The sequence below is a fragment of the Methylibium sp. genome (genome assembly GCF_013817345.1).
In the GTDB taxonomy this organism is placed as follows: domain Bacteria; phylum Pseudomonadota; class Gammaproteobacteria; order Burkholderiales; family Burkholderiaceae_C; genus Methylibium.
In genome coordinates this window covers 1-18,958 of the sequence record NZ_JACDCW010000012.1, presented here as the reverse complement: position 1 = coordinate 18,958, position 18,958 = coordinate 1, and the positions used below count along the sequence as shown (strand labels likewise).

The 18,958-nt window shown below is 66.1% G+C and carries 21 protein-coding genes and 2 tRNA genes; 3 read left to right on the top strand and 20 right to left on the bottom strand.

Annotated features, from left to right (window positions below; all coding sequences use genetic code 11):
• Window positions 1–3: 3 nt before the first annotated feature.
• Window positions 4–252, bottom strand: a complete 249-nt coding sequence (locus H0W40_RS03835) for a type II toxin-antitoxin system Phd/YefM family antitoxin (RefSeq protein WP_292443350.1) — start codon at window positions 250–252, stop codon at window positions 4–6.
• 108 nt (window positions 253–360) lie between these two features.
• Here H0W40_RS03835 and H0W40_RS03830 point away from each other — a divergent pair, with 108 nt between their 5' ends.
• On the top strand, window positions 361–1,845 hold the full coding sequence (locus H0W40_RS03830) for an NAD-dependent succinate-semialdehyde dehydrogenase (RefSeq protein WP_292443347.1): 1,485 nt from the start codon (window positions 361–363) through the stop codon (window positions 1,843–1,845).
• Window positions 1,846–1,889: 44 nt separating this feature from the next.
• On the opposite strand, the gene H0W40_RS03825 is transcribed toward H0W40_RS03830, so the two are convergent.
• Window positions 1,890–2,816: a diguanylate cyclase gene (locus H0W40_RS03825; protein ID WP_292443345.1), complete on the bottom strand. Its 927-nt coding sequence runs from the start codon at window positions 2,814–2,816 to the stop codon at window positions 1,890–1,892.
• A gap of 213 nt (window positions 2,817–3,029) precedes the next feature.
• Here H0W40_RS03825 and H0W40_RS03820 point away from each other — a divergent pair, with 213 nt between their 5' ends.
• Together H0W40_RS03820 and H0W40_RS03815 are read left to right on the top strand one after the other, a co-directional pair.
• Window positions 3,030–3,689: a peroxiredoxin gene (locus H0W40_RS03820; protein ID WP_292443342.1), complete on the top strand. Its 660-nt coding sequence runs from the start codon at window positions 3,030–3,032 to the stop codon at window positions 3,687–3,689.
• 7 nt (window positions 3,690–3,696) lie between these two features.
• Window positions 3,697–4,737, top strand: a complete 1,041-nt coding sequence (locus H0W40_RS03815) for an MBL fold metallo-hydrolase (protein ID WP_292443339.1) — start codon at window positions 3,697–3,699, stop codon at window positions 4,735–4,737.
• 19 nt (window positions 4,738–4,756) lie between these two features.
• On the opposite strand, the gene H0W40_RS03810 is transcribed toward H0W40_RS03815, so the two are convergent.
• The 18 genes from H0W40_RS03810 to tilS all read right to left on the bottom strand — a co-directional run.
• Window positions 4,757–4,830: transfer RNA gene (locus H0W40_RS03810), tRNA-Gly, on the bottom strand.
• Between the two features lie 109 nt (window positions 4,831–4,939).
• On the bottom strand, window positions 4,940–5,749 hold the full coding sequence (locus H0W40_RS03805) for a transglutaminase family protein (RefSeq protein WP_292443337.1): 810 nt from the start codon (window positions 5,747–5,749) through the stop codon (window positions 4,940–4,942).
• A gap of 92 nt (window positions 5,750–5,841) precedes the next feature.
• Window positions 5,842–6,606, bottom strand: coding sequence for an N-formylglutamate amidohydrolase (locus tag H0W40_RS03800; protein WP_292443334.1), 765 nt, complete (start codon window positions 6,604–6,606; stop codon window positions 5,842–5,844).
• A 74-nt stretch (window positions 6,607–6,680) separates the two neighbouring features.
• On the bottom strand, window positions 6,681–7,142 hold the full coding sequence (locus H0W40_RS03795) for an LEA type 2 family protein (protein WP_292443331.1): 462 nt from the start codon (window positions 7,140–7,142) through the stop codon (window positions 6,681–6,683).
• Between the two features lie 612 nt (window positions 7,143–7,754).
• Complete coding sequence (locus H0W40_RS03790; RefSeq protein WP_292443329.1) at window positions 7,755–8,645, bottom strand: hypothetical protein; 891 nt, start codon at window positions 8,643–8,645, stop codon at window positions 7,755–7,757.
• A 201-nt stretch (window positions 8,646–8,846) separates the two neighbouring features.
• Complete coding sequence (locus H0W40_RS03785; protein ID WP_292443327.1) at window positions 8,847–9,701, bottom strand: hypothetical protein; 855 nt, start codon at window positions 9,699–9,701, stop codon at window positions 8,847–8,849.
• A 36-nt stretch (window positions 9,702–9,737) separates the two neighbouring features.
• The gene (locus H0W40_RS03780; protein ID WP_292443325.1) at window positions 9,738–10,457 is read right to left on the bottom strand and encodes a hypothetical protein; all 720 of its coding nucleotides are present in this window, start codon (window positions 10,455–10,457) and stop codon (window positions 9,738–9,740) included.
• Window position 10,458: 1 nt separating this feature from the next.
• A complete protein-coding gene (locus H0W40_RS03775; RefSeq protein ID WP_292443323.1) occupies window positions 10,459–10,749 on the bottom strand; it encodes a hypothetical protein in 291 nt (96 codons plus the stop codon).
• Between the two features lie 303 nt (window positions 10,750–11,052).
• Window positions 11,053–11,493: a hypothetical protein gene (locus H0W40_RS03770; protein WP_292443320.1), complete on the bottom strand. Its 441-nt coding sequence runs from the start codon at window positions 11,491–11,493 to the stop codon at window positions 11,053–11,055.
• Window positions 11,490–11,846 (bottom strand): hypothetical protein, encoded by a 357-nt coding sequence (locus H0W40_RS03765; protein ID WP_292443318.1) that lies wholly within the window; start codon window positions 11,844–11,846, stop codon window positions 11,490–11,492. Before H0W40_RS03765 ends, H0W40_RS03770 begins: the two co-directional genes overlap by 4 nt.
• 283 nt (window positions 11,847–12,129) lie before the next feature.
• Window positions 12,130–14,457: a phage/plasmid primase, P4 family gene (locus tag H0W40_RS03760; protein ID WP_292443316.1), complete on the bottom strand. Its 2,328-nt coding sequence runs from the start codon at window positions 14,455–14,457 to the stop codon at window positions 12,130–12,132.
• An 85-nt stretch (window positions 14,458–14,542) separates the two neighbouring features.
• Window positions 14,543–14,764: a hypothetical protein gene (locus tag H0W40_RS03755; protein WP_292443314.1), complete on the bottom strand. Its 222-nt coding sequence runs from the start codon at window positions 14,762–14,764 to the stop codon at window positions 14,543–14,545.
• Entirely contained in the window at window positions 14,761–15,051 is a 291-nt protein-coding gene (locus H0W40_RS03750) for an AlpA family transcriptional regulator (RefSeq protein WP_292443311.1), read from the bottom strand. Before H0W40_RS03750 ends, H0W40_RS03755 begins: the two co-directional genes overlap by 4 nt.
• Window positions 15,052–15,137: 86 nt before the next feature.
• The gene (locus tag H0W40_RS03745; RefSeq protein WP_292443308.1) at window positions 15,138–15,758 is read right to left on the bottom strand and encodes a hypothetical protein; all 621 of its coding nucleotides are present in this window, start codon (window positions 15,756–15,758) and stop codon (window positions 15,138–15,140) included.
• A gap of 14 nt (window positions 15,759–15,772) precedes the next feature.
• On the bottom strand, window positions 15,773–17,059 hold the full coding sequence (locus H0W40_RS03740) for a site-specific integrase (RefSeq protein WP_292443306.1): 1,287 nt from the start codon (window positions 17,057–17,059) through the stop codon (window positions 15,773–15,775).
• A gap of 179 nt (window positions 17,060–17,238) precedes the next feature.
• A tRNA-Ser gene (locus tag H0W40_RS03735) sits at window positions 17,239–17,331 on the bottom strand.
• A 13-nt stretch (window positions 17,332–17,344) separates the two neighbouring features.
• A complete protein-coding gene (locus H0W40_RS03730) occupies window positions 17,345–18,625 on the bottom strand; it encodes an aspartate kinase (RefSeq protein WP_292443304.1) in 1,281 nt (426 codons plus the stop codon).
• Window positions 18,626–18,722: 97 nt separating this feature from the next.
• The coding region (gene tilS / locus H0W40_RS03725; RefSeq protein ID WP_292443301.1) for a tRNA lysidine(34) synthetase TilS at window positions 18,723–18,958 on the bottom strand (236 nt) is incomplete at its 5' end.

The following is an 18,958-nucleotide window of genomic DNA, read 5'->3' as shown; positions in this document are numbered from 1 at the left end:
CGCTCACCGTCGACCGTCCTCGCTCAGCGCTTCCCGGTCCAGCCCGAGCTTGCGCCCGCGTGCCGATCGCAGTAGCGCGTTGACGGCGGCGCGTCGTGCCTCAGGGTCGTGGTCGGAGGAAACGATCGGCACGATCTTGGCGACGGGACGGTTGTGCCGGGTGATCACCACCTCCTCACCGGCTTCGACACGAGCGACCACTTCCGACAGATGAGTCTTGGCCTCGAACAAGCCGATGGTCTGGGTGGTCATTGGGGCATGATTTTGGTTGGAACGACCAAATTTTATCCATTTCGCCCCCCTGTCGTGGCGGGTCCATGCCGCACGCTACAGTGATTCGACACAAGGAGAAACTCGTTCATGGACACAAAAACTTCGCCTCTCGCCGCTCTCGCCGATCCGTCGCTGCTCAAGACCGATTCGCTGATCGGCGGCGAATGGGTGAGCAGCGGCTCCCGATTCGCAGTCAACGACCCGGCGACCGGTCAGGAGCTCGCCCAAGTCGCCAACCTCGGCGCGGCCGAGACCGAGACGGCGCTCGCCGCCGCAGCGGCCGCCTGGCCTGCATGGCGCGCCAAGACCGCCAAGGAGCGCGGCGCCGTCCTGATGAAGTGGTTCCATCTGCTGCACCAGCATGCAGACGATCTGGCGCGGATCATGACCGCGGAGCAAGGCAAGCCGCTGGCCGAGGCCAAGGGCGAAGTGACCTACGGCGCGAGCTTCCTCGAATGGTTCGCCGAGGAAGCCAAGCGCGTATACGGCGAGACGGTGCCGACCACCGACAACAACAAGCGCTACCTCGTGCTCAAGCAGGCCATGGGCGTGGCCGCGGCGATCACGCCGTGGAATTTTCCGATCGCGATGATCACGCGCAAGGTCGCGCCGGCGCTGGCCGCGGGCTGCCCGGTCGTCATCAAGCCGGCCGAGCAGACGCCGCTCTCGGCGCTGGCAGTCGCCGAACTGGCGCAACGGGCGGGAATGCCGGCGGGCGTGCTCAATATCGTGACCGCAGATGCCGAGCGCTCGATCGACATCGGCAAGATCCTGTGCTCGAGCGATACGGTGCGCCACCTCAGCTTCACCGGCTCCACCGAAGTCGGCCGCATCCTCATGCAGCAGTGCGCACCGACCATCAAGAAGCTTTCGCTCGAACTCGGCGGCAACGCGCCCTTCATCGTCTTCGACGATGCCGACATCGACAGCGCCGTCGAGGGCGCGATGACCAGCAAGTACCGCAACGCCGGCCAGACCTGCGTGTGCGCCAACCGGCTCTACGTGCAGGACGGCGTGTACGACGCCTTCGTCGCCAAGCTCGCCGAGAAGGCCGAGGCCATCAAGGTCGGCAACGGCTTCGAGGCGGGCATCCAGCAAGGGCCGATGATCGACGCGCCGGCGCTGGACAAGGTCGAGCGCCACGTCGCCGACGCGCTCGGCAAGGGTGCCAAGCTCGTCATCGGCGGCCAGCGCATCGGCGAGCGCTTTTACGCGCCGACAGTGCTGGCCGAGGCGACGAGCGAGATGCTGTGCGCCCGCGAGGAAACCTTCGGGCCGGTGGCTCCGGTGTTTCGCTTCAAGACGGAAGCCGAAGCGATCGCCATGGCCAACGACACCGAGTTCGGTTTGGCGAGTTACTTCTACAGCCGCGACATCGGCCGCATCTTTCGGGTTGGCGAGGCGCTGGAGTACGGCATGGTCGGCGTCAACACCGGTCTGATCTCGACGGCCGAAGTGCCGTTCGGCGGGGTCAAGCAGTCGGGGTTGGGACGCGAAGGTTCGCACCACGGCATCGACGACTACATCGAGATCAAGTACCTGTGCCTGGGCGATATCCAGCACAAGGCCTGATGCATCGCCTGCCTTTTTCCTGAGCTCGCGCAGCAAGGCGCCGCTCAGGCGGGGGGAGCCTCGTCGTTGGCGGCTGCAGACATGCCGCGTTCCACGATGTTCGCGAAGCCGGCGCGCCCCAACGCCGTGCCACCCGCCGCCTGGGCGAACGCCTGTTGCAGCAAGGCCTGCGCTTGCTTGCCGTGTCCCGGGTAGTGCGCGATCCCGATGCTCACCGCCACGGCGGTCTCGCTGGTGCCGATCTGCAGCGGGACCGTCAGGGCCAGCGTCAGCTTGGCAGCCACGCGCTCGGCGGCCTCGGGCGCATCGATCCAGGCCAGCAGCGCAGCAAAGGCGTCAGCGCCCACCGAGGCCACCACGTCGCTGGCACGCAGGCTCGCCCGCAGCCGTACGGCCAGCTTGCGGCGCAGCGCGCCGGCGGCGGCGGCGCCGAGCGAAGCCTGCGCCGTGGCCAGCCCTTCGATGCGCACCAGCAGCAGGGCCATCGGCGCCGGCTCCCGTTCGCGCAGGGCCAGCAGGTGGTCCATGTGTTCCAGCAGTTGGGTCTGGTTCGGCAGCCCGGTGGCCAGGTCGGTCACATGGGCGCTGCGCGCTTGGTACTCGATGCGTTTGCGAAGCAGCGCGAGGTGCATCGCCCGGGCCAGAGACTCGGTCGAAGCTTCGGTCAGTGCCACGACGTCCTGCACGCCTCGCTCGAGCAGCGCGGCGGCGAGTGCCGCATCGGGCTGCTCAGTCGCTACGACCACCGCAGCGCCCTGCACGGCCTGCGATAGCGCCGTCCAGGAAAGCAGGCGTCGGGCTTCGTCGCCCGCCGGCAGCACCAGCAACAGGCCGTCGAAGCGGAGGGCGGCGAGGCGTTCGCGAGCGGCCTCCAGATCGCCGCAGGCATCGATCTCGAACGGGCCCCACGGAGAGCCGGCAAGCCCTTTCGGTGGCAGGCCGACGATCAGGAGCCGCCAGGGTTCGGTCATTCGTTGAAGCTCCTCGTCTCAAAGCCGCATTGCGCTCGCGCTTCGCGCGGCGTTGTCCAGCCGTGGTCTTGCTGGCTGCCGGTTGGCAAGTGGGACAGCAGGGCAAATAATGCCCTAGCCCTGCGGCGCCCGACCGGTACTGCGCCATTCGCACCACGGCAGAGTTGTCTCGCCGCTTCGTCAGGCCCTTTACACATCGCTCTAGGAGCAGCCATGTCACTACGCATCAACGATACAGCCCCGGACTTCACCGCCAACACCACCCAGGGCAGCATCCGCTTCCACGACTGGATCGGCGACGGCTGGGCGATCCTGTTCTCGCACCCGAAGGACTTCACGCCGGTCTGCACCACCGAACTCGGCTATATGGCGGGCATGGAGTCGGAGTTCAACAAGCGCAACTGCAAGCTGATCGGCCTGTCGGTCGATCCGGTCGAGAGCCACGGCAAGTGGGTCGGCGACATCGAGGAAACCCAGGGCCATGCCGTCAAGTACCCGATGATCGGCGACACCGAGCTCGAGGTCGCCAAGCTCTACAACATGCTGCCGGCCGAAGAGCCCGGCACGTCCGAAGGCCGCACTGCAGCGACCAATGCCACCGTGCGCTCGGTCTTCGTCATCGGCCCCGACAAGAAGATCAAGCTGATGATGACCTACCCGATGACCACCGGGCGCAACTTCGACGAGATCCTGCGTGCGCTCGACTCCATGCAGCTAACCGCCAAGCACAAGGTCGCCACGCCGGCCAACTGGAAGCAGGGCGATGACGTCATCATCGCCGGCTCGGTGACCGACGAAGACGCGAAGAAGCTGTTCCCGGCCGGCTGGAAGGCGCCGAAGCCGTATCTGCGCGTGGTCAAGCAGCCGACGTGAGCTTGTCTTGATCTTCGAGCAGGTCGCCACCGGCGGCTGCCAGTCCTACCTGGTCGGCTGCGCCGACACCTGCGCTGCCGCGCTGATCGACCCGGAGGTCAGCCAGATCAACCGCTACCTCGCGCTGGCCGCGCGCGAGGGCCTGCGCATCCGCTTCCTGATCGACACGCACACGCATGCCGACCACTTCTCGGCCACGCGCCGGCTCTCGCAGCAGCTCGGCGTGCCGACGGTCATGCACCGCACGAGCCCTTCGCCGCTGGTCGACATGCGCGTGGACGACGGCGAGATGGTTGCGCTCGGCAAGCTGCGGCTGCGCGTGCTGCACACGCCCGGCCACACCGGCGACTCGATGTGCCTCGTGGCCGAGGATCGCGTCTTCACCGGCGACACGCTGCTGATCGGCGCCACCGGCCGCACCGACCTGCCGGGCGGCGATCCGCAGGCGCTGTTCGACAGCCTGTTCCAGCGTGTGCTCAAGCTCGACCCGGCGCTGCGCGTGTACCCGGCGCACGACTACAAGGGCCGCAGCCATTCGACCATCGGCGACGAGCTGCGCGACAACCCGCGCCTGCAGGTGCGCGAGCGCGAAGCCTTCGTGGCGATGATGAGAAGCCTGGATCTCGGCATGCCCACGCACATCACCGAGGCGTTGCGCACCAACATGAGCGGCGGCAAGACGGTTTCCGAGATGCTGGCCGAGGCCGCCGCGTCGGTGCCTTTCATGTCGCTGGAGGAGCTCAATTCGCGCGTGACGGCGGGCGACACCGAATTGATCATCCTCGACGTGCGCGAACGCGACGCCTATGAGCAGGGCCACATCGAAGGCGCCCGGCTGCTGCCGCGCGGACAGCTCGAACTGCGAGTCAATGAAGAACTGCCCGATCCAACACGGCGCATCCTCGCGTGCTGCGAGTTCGGCCGCATCTCGACCTTGGCCGCAGCGACCCTGCAACAGATGGGATTTCAGCGCTCGGTCGCGCTGGATGGCGGCATGAAGGCCTGGCGCGAGGCCGGCTATGCGGTCAGGACCGGCAAGTCGCCTTGATTGAAGGCGGCGCAAGCGGTGGAGCGGGTGAAGGGAATCGAACCCTCGTATGAAGCTTGGGAAGCTGCCGTTCTACCATTGAACTACACCCGCCGCGCCGCCGAAGTTTAACGTGCGACTTACGTGCCGTGGAGCGCCGTCGGCCAAGGCCGCGAACGCGGGTAGTCCGGCTTTTCCACAACCGCCTCATCGTGGCGTCTTCTCAGGCCGCCACCTCGTCGGTCCACACCTTGAAGCCTTCCAGCGTGTTGGGCCCGAAGGTGCTCGACAGCGCCACGTCGGAGGCATCACGCCCCCGCGCCATCAACACGCGGCCGATGCGCGGCGTGTTGTTGCGCGCGTCGAAGGTGTGCCAGCGGTCGCCCAGAAAGACGTCGAACCAGCCCGCGAAATCCATCGGCCCGTGCGGCGGCGGCACGCCGATGTCGCCCAGGTAGCCGGTGCAGTAGCGCGCCGGAATGTTCAGGCAGCGGCACAGGGTGATGGCCAGATGCGCGTAGTCGCGGCACACACCCTTGCCTTCCTTGTACGCTTCCCAGGCGGTCTTCGTCGCCCGCGCATGCGGGTAGCCGAACTCGATGTGCTCGTGCACGAAATCGCAGATGGTCTGCACGCGGGCCCAGCCGGTCGGGCCGTTGCCGAACAGGCGCCAGGCCTCGTCGGACAGCAGGTCGGTCTCGCAGTAGCGGCTGCCGAGCAGGAAGAGCAGCGTTTCCTCAGGCAAGTATTCGACCGGGATCTGCTGCGCATCGGGCACCACCGGGTCGGGCTCGCCGCTGTCGTTGACCAGCGCATCGGTGGTCAGCACGGTGCGCCCGGGCGGCGCGACGATGCGCGTGCACCAGTTGCCGAACAGGTCACGGTAACCGCGCACCGGCACCGCCGGGCTGGTTATCAGGTGGTCGGGCCGCACGATGTCGGAGGCGCGCGAATAGTGGATATTGAGCGCCAGGATCATCGGCGTGGGCTGAGGACACTGGTAGACGAGTTCGTAGCCGACTCGGATCAGCATGGCGGGCTCCCGGGCAGAAGGTGAAGGCAAGGACGCGCCGAGGGGCGGGGCAAATCGAAACGGCGCTCGCGCGGCCGGACCGTTCGCAAGCTTCATGCCGCAGTGTGCGCCTGCGCGCCGGCTGCGTCTGTGCGGTCCGGGACGCTGCCGCGCGGTGTCGCCTCGTCGAGTGCCTCGCGCAGCGTGTCGATCAGTGCGCCGCGCAACTCCGCCCAGGCACGGCCGCCCCGCAGCACGTGGCGTTGATTGACTTCGAGCTCGATGCCGACGTACGCCTCGGCGGGGTGGTGACTGCGCAGCAGCGCGGTCAGGCCGTCGCCGCGGCCCGCGTACGGGTAGTTGCGCCGCACGCTCAAGCCCGGGCAGCGCCTGGCAAGCGCCTGGCGCCAGCGTGCTGCGAACAACGCCTCGCCGGGGCGCACCGGGTCGTAGAGCAGGCCGATGTCTGCATTGCGCACGACGCCGCCCCACACCGGCGTGAAGCTGTGCGAGGCGATGTGCACCACGGGCCGGCCTTGCGCCAAGGCGCGCTGCACTTCCGCCAGTACGCGGTCGCGGTGCGGCCGGTGATAGCGGCTGGCGATCTCGGCCCGCTCGGCCGCACTGAGCGCTCGCGTCGCCTCGGAGTAGAGCTGCCGATGGCCGATCGAGCGGTTCAGATCGATGAGCAGGCGAGTGGTGCTCGACGCATGCAGCGGCGCGCCAAAGGCCACGGCCATCTCGCGGGCCAGTTGCAGAGCGCCGAAATCCCAGCCCCGGTGCGTCTCGAGCAGCGCGCCGTGCTCGGCGAACAGGGTCCGGTAGCGCGGCGGCACGCGTCGCCCACCGTGCTCGCACGTGATCAGCAACCGGTCCACGAGGCGCTTCGGGCAGGGGGCGACCACTTCAGGATCGACGAGGCAGGAAGCGATGCCGCCGGCTCGCGATGGGTTCAGCGCCCCAGGGCGTCGGACCAGTCGAGTGCGCCGCGGGACTCGAAGGGCATGTCGACGAATCCTGCGCCGGCCAGCTTGCCCCGCAGCACGTAGTCCAAGCGGGACATGTCGCTGCGGCCAACCGCGCCTATCGCCTGGCGTACTGCTTGCAGGGCCGACACCGTGACCGGTATCGCTACAACGGCCTCGCCATATCGCGGCACGCTGCCCGCGGCATCGGACACGCCGCTGGCGAAGGGCTGGCCGCGCACATCGAGCTCGATGAAAGCGCCGTTGAAGTCGAGCGCCACATCGTTCGGGTTCTGCAGGCGCAGTTTGACGAGGAAGCGCAACTCCAGACCCTCGCCTGGCAAGGGCTCGACGGCAGCGATCGCCACACGCACCGGCTCGTGCCGCGTCAAGCCCGCGCACGCACTCAGAGCGAGGGTGAGGAGCAAGGCGACGAGGCGGATCGGCATGGCGGATGAGGAAAAAAAGCCCGCCGAAGCGGGCTTTTGCAGGGGTGGCGGAGACGAAGTCTCCTGTCAACGAGCATTCGCGCGGGTTTGCGCGCCGTGTGCATCGTAACCCCCTTCCCTCCCCCGCCCTGGCGCGTGCCATAGTTGGCTCGAGAGGAACAGGCATGGCAACAGAAGACGCGACTGCACAGCTACGTGCGGGAAAGGCGAACATCGAAGCCGCGTTGGTGGCAGAGGCCCGGCAGCACCTTCGTTTCACGTGGGGCCACGAGCCGGGGGCTGCTAGTGCGACAGTGCCGGAGTCCTACTCGCTTGAGGTGGCGTCCGCCTCACGTACCGCCCATGAAATCTTCACCAGAGAAGAGCTAGAGGACTGCGCAGATCGAGTAGATCGCGTCCGAGTGCTTAAAGCGGTCCAACGCATGGCCGGCAACCTCGCACACGGCTAATGTGGCGCATCGCGCCCTAGGACGAACGGCAGCAAGCGTCCGCCGAGCTGTGAGCGAGCAAAAGAACTGGCACCGGTTCGCACCGAAGGTCGTGGCCGTCGCTTGCCTACGCCAGGGCCGGCTCTCGCATTGACGTGCGCCTCTGCTGACCTGGTCGGTCGCCTTATAAGGCTGGGGCGTCTCCCAAACCCGTCCTAAATATGACGCTGCCCCCCGTCATGTTGATAGTGCCCGTGATCGGATTGATTCCCGCGGGAGCGTCTATATGCCAATCGCCAAAGAAGCGATTACCGTGTACATATTGAGGCCCGTAGGCGACTTCTCTTTTCCCGGACACAAAATGGAAGGTACTGACTTGCCGGTTAGGAGGTCCAAATTCCACCCGTAGGCCCGTGTCGTTATTGGCCACCGCCTGTCGCGGAACACACGACACCATAACGTCGTTTCCGACGGACTTATAACTACGTGCAACCTCGCGGACAGCCTCGACCATCAGTCGCGCCGCCGATTGAGGGCCAGCTCCCGCACGAAGGAGTCTGACGATATTTCGTCTAAGCTCCTTGAGCTGACTTTCTCGTACGTTCTGGCCTGCGGTGCTCAAATGTAGCAGTCCCTTTCCCCGGAAAAATCCCCACCCCCAGTTGAAGTCATCACGAGCAGCAGCGGTCCAACGGAGCTGCTGATTGAGCGCATTCGAGACAAACAGGTAGATCGGACACAGCTCTGCGACGGTTTGCTCAGGATCACCTATTCCGCAATAGGCCCAGCCGGCTCCAACGAAGGCGTGACGATACAGCGTCCCGGTATCTTTTCTTAATCGAGCGAAACCCAGCGTGGCCGCATTGGCAATACGTTCGAGACAACGCTTTAAATCGTCCCCACCTTCGTTTGAATGAGCAGCTATTAACTGCCTGCATAGCCAGTAGTCCGCACGCTCCTTGTCAATTTCAGAAATTCCAGTGAAGGCAAAGGCAATCCTAAAATCCTTTACGACAGCTTTATTGCACTCATCGGTTAATATTTCTCCATGACGCGGTCCAGGCAAATGCGTCAATCTACGGTCAGAAACCTGTAGGACGTACTCGTCGGTAATGCAGGTAATTATTAACGTCATAGCGAGAGGGGCGGCGGAGCCACGTTTAGTGTCTCAGCAAATGCCCATTGGCTGCATCCGATCAGAGAGCGTCTGCTCCCGTGTCCGCTGATCGCAAGCGCTAGCGCGGCTTTGTGCTCAAGAGGCCCTGCCGTCCGCCGCTCAGACCCCGGCCGGCGTCTTGAGGCACGAAATCTTGCTTGTGGCGGGGCCGTGTGAATCGAACGACTGAACGACGCTGGTCGCTTTGTAGTTGCCATTCAAGCGAGGCGACAGGGCGGACGCAACGCGCACCGTGTCGCCCGGCTTCACGCCCGGAGTGAACAGCGCCAGCAGTTCGACGCCCGTCTGAGCTTGCAGCGGCCCGGCGAGTATCGGCGTGAGGCTGAGCAGGTTGGATTCCGATGCGAAGCTATAGACCGTGCGCAACGCCCGCGTATCGCTGAGGGCCTGAAACCTGCCGCCCTGCACCGACCACGAAAAGCCGAAATGATCGGCGAGCTTGTTCAACTGGCCCGCGGTCGCCCCGGCGAACTGCATGCCCTTGGCATTCAAGCGGCCGTCCACATCGATTTCGCCCACCGTCACACCGGGCAGCGCGCCGGCAAGATCGCGAACGATTTGCGCAACGGGAGTGCCGCCGCTAAAGGCGCGCGAGTAGGCGCCGCGGGCCATGGCGCCGCCACCGTCAAGGACGGTGCAATGGGTGACCACGTCGGCCCCCTGGCGGCTCGTGAACGCCCCTAGCAAGCCGCCGGCAGCCACGACTTGCGCATTGCTCGGATCGCTGCTGTAGCCGGCCACGACTTGCACACTGGTGTAGCCGCCCCTCAAAGCGTTCTGCGTGTCCCGCGCGAGGCCCGTGATGAGCAGGTCCGTCTTGTTCGGCGAGCCGGTCAGGCTCTTTTGCGCGTTGAACTGCACGCGCAAGCGCTCGTTCGATCCGTCGGCGATCACTCGCACCGCATCGCCCCGGTTACCCGGGCCCTGCCAATCGGCGAGCGGGCCGAGCAGCACCTCGGCGAACCGCAGAAACTGCTCAGCCATGGCGGTTCAACTATGAAGCTGGGTGAATCTCGCCGCGTTTGCCACCTCACGCGCCTTCTCGGCAGCCGTGTCGCGAAGCGCGGTATGGCTGTGATCGAAGGCGTCGCCCCCGGCAACGGCACTGCGCAGCGCTGCGAAGTCATGCGCTGCGAATCCAGGCGCCTCGGCCGACGGCGCCAGGTCGCCCAGCATCTGCGTGTCGTCATGCTGGTGCTGCGCATCGCTCAAGAGCTGGCCGAGGTCGAGCACCATCTCATCCGCGAGCTTCAGCAGCTCGTAAAGGTCGCGCGTCAGCAGCTCGGTATCAAGCCAGCTCGACGCATCCGGCAACCGCGCCACGATGTTGCGAGCGGCCACACCGTGCACGCCGAAGTCGCGCACGGTGGCAAGCACGGCTGGGCGCACAACATCCCTATCCAGGGCTTGCCTCGCGCCCATACGGGCAAGGCGGCCCCGCAGGTCGCTCACGGCAATCGGCAGCATGGGGTCGGCCGGATCGATGGCGTCGGCCGCCTGGCGCACTGCATCGGCCATCGCAGCCTGAAGCTGGGCCGATAGCTCGGCTACGTGCGCGGACATCAGCGCGAGCAGGACCGGGCGCCGAGCGGTAGCCATCGCGCGAGACGCATCGCGGCCGGCTTGCAGCGCGGCGATACCCGCTTCGTAGCCCTCGTCTTCAGCCTTCAGGCGGTTGGCTTCGAGAACAGCTTGTGCGTAGGTATCCATGTCAGTTCGCTCCGTAAAGTCGTTGCAGCCTGGCGGCCTGGGTACCGTTGCCGCGGGCGACGCGGATGAGTGAGTGGTATTCCGCGAGCGCGTTCAGCACGCGGTGCTGTTGCGGCACGGTGCTGGCGAGATCAGCAGCCACCTTGTCGAGCCGTGCGCAATCCGCTGCGTTTTCCGCTCGGAGCTCTTTAAGCCCGGCATCCAACGCAGCGTAAAACTCGGCGGCGTTGAGCACACGCACGGGTCGCGTAGGGGTGTTGAAAATGCGAACGTGAGACGTGGGGTAGGTCATGATTCACCTCGTGGGATAGGCGTTTGAAGATCGGCCGGGGTCATTGCGGCCGTAGCGGGGGACATGATCGGAGGCAGGCCTCTGGTGTGCACATCGCACTTGCAGGGTCGGGCGGCGGCGCGCTGCACTCGCAGACTCGCAGGTGCCAGGCTTCGCGCAAGGCTGCGTATTGGCAAAATCCTCGCTCGCGCATCAACGTCTCAGCGACGGCGCACACCGCGTCCAAATCGGCCTGCTCGCGCGACGAAAGGTTCAGAGTAGGAATCGCAACAGCTTCCACAGCGGCAAGGCGTCGTTGAACGGTCATTTGCGCTCCTGCAGTGCTCGTTCCACAGCGTCAAGCCTTGCGCCGTACTCATGCACCTCGATTACGCGGGCGTGACTGGCGAGCATCGCGGCCAGGTGATCGCCCTCCGCGGGAGTCAGCTCGCCAGCACTGACGGCGGCGAGGATCGCGGCCGACTGCTCGGCGAGCGTTCCGTCCGGCAGGGCGAACTCCACCGTGTGGTGCTTTTCCGGCGGCGGAAGGCATCGCGATAGCAGGTCGCGCAGCACAAAGCTGTCGGGGTTCTTTTCGTCGAGTGCGACGGCCACGGCTTTGCTCAGCAAGAGCACACCCATGGGCTCAAGCTGCGCGAGCAGCTCGCGGCCTCGACGGCCACGGCTGCCGATCGGCCTGCCGGCCGGGTTCAACGGCGCGCTGCCGGGCAACACACGGCCGAGAGCATCGCGGGCAACGGTCACAACGCCGACTCCCGGCCTGAAATTAATTGGGTGGCCGGCCGCGCCCATGCGAGATAACGCTCGCGGGGGACGTGCTCGGCTTCCGGCTGTACCCACTGCGGCAACTTCGCGGCGCCCTTGCTGTTCGCCTTGTCGTGCGAGGCGTTGCGCCGGGCCAGCTCATCAAGAATGGCCGCACCGTCCCCCGAAGCGATCAGCGTGGGGAGCGCGTTGCAGAGGGGCCTCGTGTCGGCCCCTCGGAGGTCGCCGGCCGCGATGCGGGCGCGGTGACGATCACGATAGGCCTGCGCTCGGCGCGCTTGCTCCGCGAGCTGGTCACGCGTGGCCCTCAGAGTCGGGATGTTCTTGCCCATGGGGCATGACTATATCGCCGACCGAACAATATGCAAGCATATTTCGCACGCGCTTTATTGTCCTAGGACATTGACCGCGCCGTCAACTGATCATTTGTAACAGCGACCGACACATGCCGTCAGCGGAGTCAGCAGCAGTTGACCGCTGCGGCTGGCCTTGCGTGTCGGGCGCGGGGGATGGGAGTCCACCACAGGGGCCGCCATTTCAGGGAGGGTAGGGAGAGTTCTTACTTATGACCGTCTATACGTGAGGCATCTGAACGTCTCATATATCGAACCCTCCCTACCCTCCCTGACGCTGCCCGAACACGTGAACGCCCGCCAGATGGCGAAGCGTCAGGCCGCTGTATTTCATAAGTCCGTCCGATTTCCGCTTCTCAGCTCCCGGCACTGCGGCCATGCGAGCGCCCCACGTCGTCATTGATGGCGCCTGCTCGCCGCGCGTGGCCTTCCACAGTTTGAAGTCGGTATAGAGCGCCGTCGCCGTCGCCTCGCCGTTGCGGTCGCACCGCTCGCCGATCCACAGCGTCAAGTCGTCGTGATCGTCGAGATACTCGCGACTGGCCGCCGTCACACAGGCAGGCGGCTGCAGGCCCCCCCACTGCCAATCGACTGCACCGCCGATCATTGCCGCCAGGATGCCCGGCGCTTCGCTCTTGAGCTGCGTGAGCAGGTTCGCATTGCGCTGCGGGCCTGCGAACGTGGCATCGAATGGCACGAGCAACAGCCGGCGCGCCATCGCCGGATCGCCGCCACGCAGCCGCGGCTTAAAGTTGCCGACGATCAAGTGTTTCTGCGTCATGGCGAACTCGATGTAATCCTGCCGCATCTTGCGAGCGGTCAGCGTCTCGTCACCCGTCAGGCCCTTCAGCAGTACCTCATTGAAAAAGGCCGTCTCGGGCAGTTCGCTGCTCACCGCCAGGCGCTTGCTGTGCAGCATGGCGAGTTCGGTGGGGTGGCGCTCGCCGCGCTGTTCCAACAGGGCCGCCGGCGGCATCGTGATCGCATAGGCGCCGAGCACATGCTTGACCACGTCCACGAGCGTGCTCTTGCCGTTCGCCCCGACCCCGTGGAAGAACCAAAATTTCTGTTCGGTGCGATCGCCCGTTAACCAATAGCCAAGCGAGCGCAGCAGGAAGTCGATAAGCGCCCGATCCCCGCGGGCGATGCCGGCCAGGAAGCCGTGCCAGCGGGGCGTAGGCAGTCCGGCATCGGGCGTGACGGCCGTCACCTGCGTGAAGCGGTCCGATGCGCTGTGTGGCCGCATTTGGCCCGTCCGCAGGTCAACCACGCCGCCGGGAGTGTTCAGCGCGAAAGGATCGGCGTCCCATTCTTTGATCGAGGTCACGATGCGGCGATCGGACCGCGCCATGGTCAGCACCGCATTGACCGTGTTCGCTTTGCCAAGCCCCTGCATCTGCAGCTCGCGCCCTCGCGTGCGGCACAGCGCGCGCGCGGCGTCATAGCGATTCAGCTCGCCGTCATGCGCCCACACCGGGCCGTCGCGTCGGAGCCAGTCGAGGCCGTGCGTCCATCGAAATCTGTCGGCGTGGTGCTGCGCGAACATCAGCGCGAGCTCGTCTTCGCTGCCAGGCAGCGACGATCCGCCATCCGGCCCCATTGCGCCGACGGTAAGCGCCGACGGCTGCGAGCGGCGATCTTGCAGCACTTGAGTTTTGTCGGCGACGGCCTTTGCGATCGTGCGCTCGCGCAGGTAGGTCGGATGGGTGTCCCACTTCTCACGCACAAGGCCGGATTGCCGCATCAGCCGTTCGACACGGGCGCAATCACGGCCGGTGAAATAGCCGAGGTGACTGGCAAGCGCGAAGTCGGCCGAGCTGGCGTCATAGCCGCGGCTGCCGGCCGTGTCAGGGTACGCGCGCGCGAGGGCGTCGGCGTCGGCGTGCCACAGGTCGGCGAAGCTTGCACGGTCGCCGAACACACTTGCGGCCGATTGCCAGCGCAACGCTAACTCGATCAGCTCGGCGTCATCGATAGGCCCGCTCCACTCAGCGCAGGGGCCATCCGTCCAGGCGGCCGGCGCAACAGCAGCGGTTGGCGGGAAGTACGTTGCAACGGCCCACGCGAGCGCCGCAGTGTGATCGGTGCCGGCGTCACCCTGCGCGTGCAAGCCGGTCAGCGCAACGAAGCGCCCGGAGCTGTACAGCTCGATCCTGAGGGCTGTGTTCTTGCAGCCGTGCGGCGGGATAACTCCGCGGCCGAACAGGTGCAGCCCGCGGCCACTGCTCGATACCTCCACAGCGGCGCCGGGGAACGCGGCGTGCAGCTGCAGCGCGAGCGGCGACCAGGTGCCATCGTCCTGTGCGCATGCATCGATATCGAGGAACCAGAAACCCGCTTCGGCGGTGAACACGAAGCCGAGGCAGTACGTCGGCCCGAGCCGTTCGACTGCAGCGCCCGCGGTTGCCGCATCGGTCCATACCGCCAGGTCGTGCGCGTTGCACACGGCGCCCGTACGATGGTCGGCGGGGAATTTGTCGAGCTTGCCCGGCTTCCCCGGCACCAGCAGACACACGATCCATTGCCGGTAAGCTCGCATTGCCGCGAAGGCGGGCGCGTTGACAGTTTCGTCAGCACGAGTAGCATTCATCTTGTTCCCTTATCGTTCTGCACGGACGATCGATCCCAAAGGCCCCCAGCGTTTGCAGCGCTGAGGGTCTTTCTCTTTGCGCCCGTCATCGGGCGCGCTCCCGATGCCAACGCAGCATGTCGCGCGCGACGGCATCGCCCCGCTCGGCCTCTTGGCACAGCTTGCGCAGCAGCTCGCGGCGATGCCGTCGCCCTCCATGCTGCAGAAGCCATTGCGTGTGAACGACACCGGAATCCACGATCGGGATGCCAAAGCTGCGCGTCGGTGACACGAAACCGCCGGCGAGGGGGTTGGTCGGCGGGTTCATGGCCGCACTCCCTGCGCAGCCGCGTCGCGCTTGGCTGTCAACGGCGTGCGTGTCTGCCGACGGGCCAGCGCCGCGGGTTCAGGCAGCTTGCCTTGCAGCGTCGGCCGAGACGCGATCCAGGCGGACACATCTTCGGCGCGCCATCGCAGAGTGCGGGGCCCGAGTTGAATCGGCCGGGGAAAATCTTCGGTGTCCCGAAGCAACTTGAACTGACGATCGCCGACGCCGACCAACTGCCTTACGGCTTCGGTCGAGAGCAACGGCGGAGGGAGAGAGACGGCTTGCATGGTGGGCTCCACAAGGGGTTGTTTAGGGCCCCTGCATGATTCCCACCGCCGCTCACGCCGTCCCGTGAGCTTTCGAAAACTGCCGGTTACGTGCTACGCCTCGCCTTCGAAGACTTCGCCTTCAGCGCGCGCCGCAGCACAACGTGCTCGACCAGCGCGCTTGCATGGTCCGGTTCCACACCCAACGACACAAAGCGGAATGCCTCGCTCAGAGCGTGCGCGTGTTGGTCAGGCGTGCCACCTGGCCGGAACCAATAGAACAGGTCGTGCGCGCCGTCGTAGCCCCATTCGCGGCCGTCTGTGGCCGACCACTTGATACCTTTGCGGATGAGGCTGATGTGTCTCGCGTCGGCTTCCAGTGTCGGCCGGCCCTCGCCATCCTCGCTCATCGTCCTGGCTGCTGCAGTGTTGCCGGGGCAGTCGCTGCGCAGCGCCGCGCGTGCAAACCTTTCGTTTGCGGGGCGACGCTTCTCGCCGTTCGCACCGCGCGTTGGCTTACGACTGTCGGCCACGCGAGCGTTGCGCCAGCCGGCCGCCACGCCGAGCACGTACTGCGCACGCCCGAGCGCTTCGACGGCGCCGGCATCGTTGCCATTCGCCATGCACTCGCGGGCACTCTCAGCGGCAGCGCGTGCGGCGTAGATCGCCGGGTTATCCGGCGCGCCTGGGCCCGCGGCGAGCACACGCTCGATTTGCGCGGCGAGCACCGCATGCAGGGGGCTCATGCGCGCGCCGCTCGACGGGCGGCCAGGTCAACCACGTCTGCACCCGCTTCGCCACCACAGTGGCGCGCCCATGCGGTCAGCAGCGCCGCCCTTTCCTGCAGCAACTCGCTGCGGTTGTATGCCGCGCGCACAGCGTTCGGCTCGGCGTGTGCAAGACACTTTTCGATTGCATCCGACCTTCCGAGCGCAACCTCATTCGCCCAACTGCTGAACGTGGCGCGGAAGCCGTGCACGGTGCAGCGGTCGGCGATTTTCATTCGCCGAAGTAGCGTGAGCATCGCCATGTTGCTGAGCTGCCGAGCGCCCTCGTTTGCGCCCACGCTGTCGGGCGACGGGAACACGAATACGGCGTCTTGCCCGACCTGACCGCGCACCACTGTGAGCGCGGGCTCAGTGAGATGCACAAGGTGCGCTTTGCGGCCCTTCATGCGCGCCACCGGCACGAGCCAAGTAGCCGCGTCGAGGTCGAACTCGCTCCATCGCGCGCCGATCGCCTCACCCGTGCGAGCCGCGGTCAGGATGGTGAATTCAAGCGCACGGGACGAGGTGCCGGGCAGCTCGCGCAGGCGTGTCACGAACGCAGGCACCTCGGCATAAGGCAGCGCGGCGTGCATGCCCTTCTCGACGTTGCCACGGGCCTTCTGCAGGTCGTCTGAAATTGCGTCGGCGAGGTCGGTCGTGGCGAGGCCGTCACGAATGGCGCGCTTGAAGACCTTCGACAGCCTTTGCTTCACGCGCTTGCCCGTCTCCGGCCGTGAGCGGATCAGCGGGGCGAGGAATTCGAACATCTCGCGCCACTGGATATCGCCGATCGGTTTCGCTGCGAGCGCGGCCGGCACATGCTGTTCCAACGAATTCACCCATTGCGCGGCGTGCTTTGTGGTGCGCACCGGCTCGACCATCTCCGCGTGATACGCCCGCCACGCGCGAGCCAGCGTCACGCGGTCCCGCTTCGTCTCGGCCTTCTTCGCGTCCGCAGCCGCCCGGGCCGCCTCGCGTTGCGCCTCCCGGTGCTCGATCGGGTCTATGTTCGCCTTGACCAGCCGGCGCGCCTCTATGGCCGCCTCGCGCGCTTCGTCGAGACTGCGCTGAGCGGCGGGCGTGCTGCTCCGGTCCGCGGCGCCGAGCCCTAGCTCGCGGCGGTTGCCCGTCGTGGGTGAGGTGAATCGAAAGACCCAGGACGCGAGGCCGTCGCGTGCACGAAGGGTCAAGCCCTCGCCGTCGGAATATTGACCGTCAGCAGCGTGCTGAACGGACTTCGCTTTAAGCAGGTTGATTGCCATGGCACCCCCTCAGTCCACCAGCCATCCCCCGATTTTGCGGGGGCTCCGTACCGATGCGGTACGGAAGCTGAAGAACCTAAAAGATCGAAGGCCCACCTATTTCACGAATCCCGACAAGCACTTAGCTCACTTTATCGGGGCCTACGTGAACCCGTACGGGGGCCTAACGGGGTGCATATTGGCGGAGACGAAGGGATTCGAACCCTTGATGGAGTTTTAAGCCCCATACTCCCTTAGCAGGGGAGCACCTTCGGCCACTCGGTCACGTCTCCTCGCCGGCGTCCATTATGCAGCAGGCATCGGGGCCGGCGCATCGAGGCCGAAGGCCTTGTGCAGGGCGCGAACCGCCAGCTCCATGTACTTCTCGTCGATGACGACGCTGGTCTTGATCTCCGAGGTGGAGATCATCTGGATGTTGATGCCCTCCTCCGAGAGCACCCTGAACATCTTGCTGGCCACGCCGACGTGGCTCCTCATGCCGATGCCGACGATGCTGACTTTGCAGATCTTCGGATCGCCCGTCACCTGCTCGGCGCCGGTGGCCGGCAGCACCGAAGCCTCGAGCAACTCGATCGTGCGCACGTAGTCATTGCGGTGCACGGTGAACGAGAAGTCGGTGCGGCCGTCGTGCGAAACGTTCTGGATGATCACGTCCACATCGATGTTCGCGTCGGCCACCGGGCCGAGGATCTGGAAGGCGATGCCCGGCCGGTCGGGCACGCCCGTCACGGTGACCTTGGCCTCGTCGCGATTGAAGGCGATGCCCGACACGACAGCTTGTTCCATGTTCTCGTCTTCCTCGAAGGTGATCAGGGTGCCCGACGCCGCCTCTTCCGCCAAGTCGATGTCCCAGGGCGTGAAGCTCGACAGCACGCGCAGCGGCACGCGGTACTTGCCGGCAAATTCGACCGAGCGGATCTGCAGCACCTTGGAGCCCAGGCTGGCCATCTCGAGCATTTCCTCGAAGCTGATCGCCGCCAGGCGCCGCGCCTCGGGCACAACCCGAGGGTCGGTGGTGTAGACGCCGTCGACGTCGGTGTAGATCAGGCATTCGGCGGCCTTCATGGCCGCAGCCACCGCCACCGCCGAAGTGTCCGAGCCGCCGCGGCCCAGCGTGGTGATGTGGCCTTCGGGGTCGATGCCCTGAAAGCCGGTGATCACCACCACCTTGCCGGCGCCGAGATCTGCGCGCACGCGCGCGTCGTCGATGCGCTGGATGCGCGCCTTGGTGAAGGCGCTATCGGTTTGCACCGGCACCTGCCAGCCGGTGTAGCTGACCGCCTCCAGGCCCTCGGCCTGCAACGCGATGGCCAGCAGGCCCACCGAGACTTGCTCGCCGGTGGCGGCAATCATGTCGAGTTCGCGATTGAACGATGCGGTTTCGACGCCCGGCGCGAGTTCCCTCGCCAAGCCGAGCAGGCGGTTGGTCTCGCCGCTCATCGCCGAAGGCACGACCACCATCTGATAGCCGGCACGGTGCCATTTGGCGACGCGCTTGGCCACAAAGCGGATGCGCTCGGTCGAGCCCATCGACGTGCCGCCGTACTTGTGAACGATCAATGCCATGAGGAAAGCGCGAAGAGGTTGAGGCGCGGTACCTGGCGCCGCGAAACCCGCGAGTTTAGCGGGCCGCCACGGCGTGCCCCACCGGCCGGCGGTCGGCTTAGGACGAGCCGGCCGTCTCCCAGCGCAGCACCAGCTGCGGCTCGCCGGGGGCAGCGATTGCACGTGCGTCGATGCCGAGGCCGGGCACGAAGACCAGCTGCCCTGCGTCGAGCAGCAGCGGTCCCTCGCGCGCCCAGGCCGGTAGCGCGGCCGCTTGGAACTGCTTCTTGAGGCTGCGCGGCGGACGCCCGGGCGCGCCCTGGAACCGTTCGCCGCCGCTGCGCGGCGCAAGCT

Coding starts and splice junctions, on each gene's coding strand:
- H0W40_RS03835 (WP_292443350.1), bottom strand. CDS start 252: ATGACCACCCAGACCATCGGCTTGTTCGAGGCCAAGACTCATCTGTCG.
- H0W40_RS03805 (WP_292443337.1), bottom strand. CDS start 5,749: ATGCTGATCCGAGTCGGCTACGAACTCGTCTACCAGTGTCCTCAGCCC.
- H0W40_RS03740 (WP_292443306.1), bottom strand. CDS start 17,059: ATGGCAATCAACCTGCTTAAAGCGAAGTCCGTTCAGCACGCTGCTGAC.
- H0W40_RS03780 (WP_292443325.1), bottom strand. CDS start 10,457: ATGGATACCTACGCACAAGCTGTTCTCGAAGCCAACCGCCTGAAGGCT.
- H0W40_RS03795 (WP_292443331.1), bottom strand. CDS start 7,142: ATGCCGATCCGCCTCGTCGCCTTGCTCCTCACCCTCGCTCTGAGTGCG.
- H0W40_RS03755 (WP_292443314.1), bottom strand. CDS start 14,764: ATGAACCCGCCGACCAACCCCCTCGCCGGCGGTTTCGTGTCACCGACG.
- H0W40_RS03820 (WP_292443342.1), top strand. CDS start 3,030: ATGTCACTACGCATCAACGATACAGCCCCGGACTTCACCGCCAACACC.
- H0W40_RS03750 (WP_292443311.1), bottom strand. CDS start 15,051: ATGCAAGCCGTCTCTCTCCCTCCGCCGTTGCTCTCGACCGAAGCCGTA.
- H0W40_RS03775 (WP_292443323.1), bottom strand. CDS start 10,749: ATGACCTACCCCACGTCTCACGTTCGCATTTTCAACACCCCTACGCGA.
- H0W40_RS03765 (WP_292443318.1), bottom strand. CDS start 11,846: ATGGGCAAGAACATCCCGACTCTGAGGGCCACGCGTGACCAGCTCGCG.
- H0W40_RS03830 (WP_292443347.1), top strand. CDS start 361: ATGGACACAAAAACTTCGCCTCTCGCCGCTCTCGCCGATCCGTCGCTG.
- H0W40_RS03730 (WP_292443304.1), bottom strand. CDS start 18,625: ATGGCATTGATCGTTCACAAGTACGGCGGCACGTCGATGGGCTCGACC.
- H0W40_RS03825 (WP_292443345.1), bottom strand. CDS start 2,816: ATGACCGAACCCTGGCGGCTCCTGATCGTCGGCCTGCCACCGAAAGGG.
- H0W40_RS03760 (WP_292443316.1), bottom strand. CDS start 14,457: ATGAATGCTACTCGTGCTGACGAAACTGTCAACGCGCCCGCCTTCGCG.